The organism is Kitasatospora sp. MY 5-36 (assembly GCF_001182915.1).
Classification (GTDB): Bacteria; Actinomycetota; Actinomycetes; order Streptomycetales; family Streptomycetaceae; genus Kitasatospora.
In genome coordinates, this window is record NZ_LFVW01000726.1 from 1 (window position 1) to 5,303 (window position 5,303).

Genomic DNA, 5,303 nt, shown 5'->3' on the forward strand with positions numbered 1-5,303 from the left:
GGGCCGGTGCGGACCACCGGCTGCCGGGCCGGGGGATCGGCCAGCCAGCGCTCGATGGCCAGCCGGGCGGCGGGGGTGCGGGCGTGCGCCAGCCACTCGGGGGCGGGGCCGGAGGGCGGTCCGCCGCCGGCCGGGAGGGTCTCGGTGAGCACCGCGATCTGGTCGCCGTCCTCCAGCACGGTGGACAGCGCGGTGAGCCGCCCGTTGACCCGCGCGCCGATACATCGGTGGCCGGTCTCCTCGCCGAGCAGGTAGGCCGCGTCCACGCAGGTGGCGCCGGCCCGCAGCTGAAGCGTTTCGCCGCTCTCCGTCACCACGGTGATCTCGCGGTCGCCGGCCAGGTCCGCGGTGAGCGCGGACCAGAAGGCGTCCGGGTCGGGCGTCTCCTGCTGCCACTCCAGCAGCCGGCTGAGCCAGCCCGGGCGGGCCGGGTCGGTGCGGTCCAGCTCGTCGGCGTCCTGGACGGCGCCGGCCGGGGACGGGTCCCCGAGCGCGACCACCCCGGTCTCGGCCACCTCGTGCATCCGCCGGGTGCGGACCAGCACCTCGACCACCGCGCCGCCGCTCAGCGCCACGGCGGTGTGCAGGGACTGGTAGAGGTTGAACTTGGGCGCCGCCACGAAGTCCTTGAACTCCCCGGGCAGCGGCGTCCAGCAGGTGTGCAGCTCGCCGAGCACGGCGTAGCAGTCGGCGTTCTCCTCGACCACCACCAGCAGCCGCCCGAAGTCGGCCGGCCGCGGCCCCTGCGGCCGGCCGTCCGGCCCGGGCACGGCGGCCCGCCGGAGCAGCACCCGGTGCAGCGAGACGCAGTGCCGGGGCCGGACGGTCACCTCGGCGGCCACCCCGCCCTCGGCCAGCTGGCGGGCCAGCTGCCGGGCGAAGGGCTCCAGCAGGGTGTCCGGCTCGGCCTCGTGACCGGTCATCAGGGCGCGGGTGCGGGCGTGCTCCTCGGGGTGCAGGGTGGCGAAGACGATGTCCTCCAGCTCCGCCTTGAGCACCTGGATGCCGAGCCGCTCGGCCAGCGGGATCAGCACGTCCCGGGTGACCTTGGCGATCCGCACCTGGCTGGCCGGCTTCATGTGCCGGATGGTGCGCATGTTGTGCAGCCGGTCGGCGAGCTTGATCACCATCACCCGGACGTCGTCCCCGGTGGCGACCAGCATCTTGCGGAAGGTCTCGGCCTCGGCGGCGGCCCCGAAGTCGACCTTCTCCAGCTTCGTCACCCCGTCGACCAGGTAGGCGACTTCGGGCCCGAACCCGGCGCCCACCTGGTCCAGCGTCAACTCGGTGTCCTCGACGGTGTCGTGGAGCAGCGAGGCGACCAGGGTCGTCGTCCCGGCGCCGAGTTGGGCCAGGATCATGGTGACGGCCAGCGGGTGGGTGATGTACGGCTCGCCGCTCTTGCGCTTCTGGCCGCGGTGGCTGGCCTCGGCGAGCCGGTAGGCCCGGGCGAGCAGGCCGAGGTCGGCCTGCGGATGGTGCCGGCGGTGGACCCGGACGAGCGGTTCCAGGGCGTCCGGCACGGGCGGCCGGCCGGTGGCGAGCAGGGCGGCCCGCCCGGCCCGGCCGAGGGCGGCCAGGCCGAGCTCCCCGAGGGGCCGCCTGGCCCCTCCCTGCCGTACGGTCGTCGGCTGCCCCAGGGGCTGCCCGGCTTCGATGGTCATCGGCACCTCCGGCAACGGTCGCCGGGCGCCGCCCCGTCCGAGGGGGTGATCTCGACACCCCTCCCCATGGGGTGATCGACCCGGTGGTCCATGCTACCGAGCAGAGCACGTTCCGCGACGCCCTGATTCCCGTCCGCGACCGGTATCACCCGATCGGGGGGATTCATCACCGAACGAATTGGGCAAACCGGGCTGCCGGCCCCCGGGCCTGTCGCCCCGCGGACGCGGGTTCGAGGACGGGCCCCACCGGAGACGGGCCCTAACGCACCGACTCCCACCAGCTCCCGTCCAGCCGGCCCTCGGCCACGATCACCGCCGGCCCGGCCATCTCCACCCGGCCGTCCGGGTGCTCGGTGATGACCAGCCGGCCGCCCAGCACGTCCACGGTGTACGAGACCGCCTCGCCGGTGACCGCCGGGTCGGCGCCGTCCCGGCGGATGGCCGCCACCGCCACCGCGCAGGCGCCGGTGCCGCAGGAGCGGGTCTCGCCCGAGCCGCGCTCGTGCACCCGCATCGCGACGTGCCGCAGCCCGCGGTCCACCACGAACTCGACGTTGACGCCCTCCGGGTAGGCGTCCGCCGGGCTGGTGAGCGGAGCGGTGTACAGGTCCCCGGCGTGCTCCAGGCTCTCCACGAAGGCCACCGCGTGCGGGTTGCCCATGTTGACGTTCAGGGCCGGCCAGCGCCGCTCGCCGACCGCGACCTCGATGCCGTCCGGCCCGGGCAGCCGGGCCCGGCCCATGTCGATGGTGACGTCGCCGGGCGTGCCGTCCGCGGCGGCCCCGGCGACCTTCGCGGTGAGCACCCCGGAGCGGGTGGCGACGGCCAGTTCGCCCGGCTCGGCCAGTCCGGCCTCGACCAGGAAGCGGGCGAAGACCCGCAGGCCGTTGCCGCACATCTCGGCGATGCTGCCGTCCGAGTTGCGGTAGTCCATGAACCACTCGGCCCGGTCGGCCATCGCCGCGGCGGCCGGGTCGGCGGCGGCGCGCACCACGCGCAGCAGCCCGTCCCCGCCGATGCCGGCCCGCCGGTCGCACAGCGCGGCGACGGTCTCGGGACCGATCTCCAGCGCGCCGTCCGGGTCCGGGACGATGACGAAGTCGTTCTGGGTGCCGTGGCCCTTGAAGAAGGGGATGCCGACCTGCTGGGGGGAGGATGCGCTCACCCCTCCGATGGTACTGAGCCGCCGGGAGGCGCTCAGCGCAGGTAGGCGACCCGCCAGACCGCGAGCGCGCAGGCGGCCAGCGCGATCAGGGTGTAGACCGCGATCGCCTTCCAGCCGGCCCGCTGCCCGGAGCCCCGTCGCGGCAGCCCCGGCCACGTGTAGCCGGCGTGCCGGGCGGCCATCGCGCCCCAGCCCATCGAGGCGGCGGTGAACAGCAGCCCGAGCATCCCGACCATGGTGGCGCGCGCCCCGGCCGAGCCGAAGGCGAGCGGGAAGGCGAACATCAGCGAGCCGAGGGTGCCCAGCAGGGCGATCGGCAGCGTCTGCCACCAGCGCAGCCGGCGCAGCGGGCGGATCTCCCGTTCGTGCACCGCGCCGCCGGGCGGGGTGCGGGTGTCCAGGGCGGGCACCGCGGCCGCGTAGGAGGTCGGCGCCTCCAGGCCGGTCAGCACGGGCAGGTCGCCCATCGTCGACTCGTCGAACTCCTCGGCCGGTACGGTGACGCTCCCGCCCTGGCCGGATTCGGGGCCGGTACCCGTCGACACACGGCCTCCCCTGACAGTTCGACACGAGCGGACTCGCGGCCGGGCACGGCCGGCCCGTTCGGTCGACCCCTACGGCATCGATGATGGCATGTCCAGAGGGGCGTTCCGGGCCTGACCGGGGTCGACGGGTGATCCGTGGCCATCACGTGATCGGCCCGTGACCGCCGGTTCGTCCTGCACGGTCGCCTGCGCGCGCAGGTGCACCGCCGGATTGGCCGGAAACCCTTCCTACGCGGCCGGAACTCCCTGACGGTCGATCAGTTCCAGGGAGCGTTCCAGCAGCTCGACGGGGTCGGTGCCGGCCGGCCGGGAGAGCCAGTGGATCCGGTCGTCGCGGCGGAACCAGGACTCCTGGCGGCGGGCGAAGCGCTTGGTGGCCCGGACGGTCTCGGCCCGGGCCTCGTCCTCGGTGCACCCGCCGGCGAAGTGGTCGAGCACCTGCTGGTAGCCGAGCGCCCGGGAGGCGGTCCTGCCCTCCCGCAGTCCGACCTTCTCCAGCTCCCGCACCTCGTCCAGCAGTCCGGCCTCCCACATCCGGTCGACCCGCAGCGCGATCCGCTCGTCCAGCTCGGGGCGCGGCACGGCGACGCCGATCTGCACCGCCTCGTAGACGGCGGTGTTGCTCGGCAGGTTGGCGGTGAACGGCTGCCCGGTGATCTCGATGACCTCCAGGGCGCGGACGATCCGCCGCCCGTTGCCGGTGAGGATCGCCTCGGCGGCCGCCGGGTCCAGCTCAGCCAGCCGCCGGTGCAGCGCGTACGGGCCGGCCTGCTCCAGCTCGGCCTCCAGCCGGGCCCGCACCGCCGCGTCGGTGCCCGGGAACTCCATCTCGTCGATCGCCGCCCGGACGTACAGCCCGGAGCCGCCGACCAGGACGGGCGTGCGGCCGGCGGCGAGCAGCCGGTCGATCTCGGCCCGGGCCAGCCGCTGGTACTCGGCGACGCTGGCGGCCTCGGTGACGTCCCAGACGTCCATCAGGTGGTGCGGCACTCCCCCGCGCTCCTCCATCGTGAGCTTGGCGGTGCCGATGTCCATGCCCCGGTACAGCTGCATCGAGTCGGTGTTGATCACCTCGCCGTCGAGACTGCGGGCGATGGCGACGGCCAGGTCGGACTTGCCGGCGGCGGTCGCGCCGACGATCGAGATGACGCGCGGGGTACGGGAGCTGCTCACCGCTCCAGTCTCGCAAAACGGCCGGGCGCCCGCGGACCGGGCTGCCACCCGCCCGCGACTGCGCGAGGATATGACTGTTTCCCGGACACTTTCCGGCCGTTTCCCCGGTTGGGCCGGTTTGCGAACGCTTTGCCGAGCCCGGTCGTTGTGCGGGGAACAGCGGATGAAGGAGATCGCCATGGGTCTGATGGACAACCTCAAGGGCAAGGCCGAGGAGCTCAAGGACAAGGCCAGCGAGTTCGCCGGCAAGCACAGCGACCAGATCGAGAAGGCCGTGGACAAGGCCGGCGGCGCGATCGACAAGGCGACCAAGGGCAAGTACAGCGACAAGATCGAGCACGGCGCCGGCAAGGCCAAGGGCGCGGTCGGCGACTTCGCCCACAAGCCGAAGCCGGGCGACGAGGAGCAGCCCCCGCAGGCCCCGCAGTCCTGACCCGCAGGCCTGCCCCGCCGACTTGCTAGGACCAGGACGCCACGAAGTACCCGACCCCGTACGGCGCGTCCTGGTAGCCCAGCCGCCCGGTGAGGCCGGCGCCCTGCGCGGCGCCGGCCAGCACCTGCCAGGGTGCCCGGCCGTCGGCCTTGAGCTCGGCGGCCAGGCCCGGGTCCAGGGCGGCCAGGGCGGGCAGGTCGGCCGTGCCCAGGGCGGCGGCCAGCGCGGTGTCGAAGCCCTCGGCCCGCTCGTCCAGGTAGCCGGGCGCCTTCACCGAGCGGCAGGCGCTGCCGTCGCCGAGCACCAGCAGGGCGACCCGGTCG

Annotated in this window: 5 protein-coding genes and 1 pseudogene; 1 reads left to right on the forward strand and 5 read right to left on the reverse strand. The window is 74.5% G+C overall.

Annotation, left to right across the window (positions count from 1 at the left end; translation table 11 throughout):
* The 4 genes from AE652_RS34555 to miaA all read right to left on the reverse strand — a co-directional run.
* Positions 1-1,664, reverse strand: a 1,664-nt coding sequence (locus tag AE652_RS34555) for a bifunctional (p)ppGpp synthetase/guanosine-3',5'-bis(diphosphate) 3'-pyrophosphohydrolase (RefSeq protein ID WP_049658890.1), incomplete at its 3' end; no start/stop codon positions are given.
* A gap of 259 nt (positions 1,665-1,923) precedes the next feature.
* Positions 1,924-2,829: a diaminopimelate epimerase gene (gene dapF / locus AE652_RS34560; RefSeq protein ID WP_049658892.1), complete on the reverse strand. Its 906-nt coding sequence runs from the start codon at positions 2,827-2,829 to the stop codon at positions 1,924-1,926.
* Between the two features lie 32 nt (positions 2,830-2,861).
* Positions 2,862-3,374, reverse strand: a complete 513-nt coding sequence (locus AE652_RS34565; RefSeq protein ID WP_049658893.1) for a hypothetical protein — start codon at positions 3,372-3,374, stop codon at positions 2,862-2,864.
* A gap of 228 nt (positions 3,375-3,602) precedes the next feature.
* A complete protein-coding gene (miaA, locus tag AE652_RS34570; protein WP_049658895.1) occupies positions 3,603-4,547 on the reverse strand; it encodes a tRNA (adenosine(37)-N6)-dimethylallyltransferase MiaA in 945 nt (314 codons plus the stop codon).
* Positions 4,548-4,710: 163 nt separating this feature from the next.
* On the opposite strand from miaA, the gene AE652_RS34575 reads away from it, so the two are divergent.
* On the forward strand, positions 4,711-4,980 hold the full coding sequence (locus AE652_RS34575; protein WP_234348649.1) for an antitoxin: 270 nt from the start codon (positions 4,711-4,713) through the stop codon (positions 4,978-4,980).
* 25 nt (positions 4,981-5,005) lie between these two features.
* Here AE652_RS34575 and AE652_RS34580 read toward each other — a convergent pair.
* Positions 5,006-5,303 (reverse strand): annotated as a pseudogene (locus AE652_RS34580) (hypothetical protein); the annotation flags it as partial.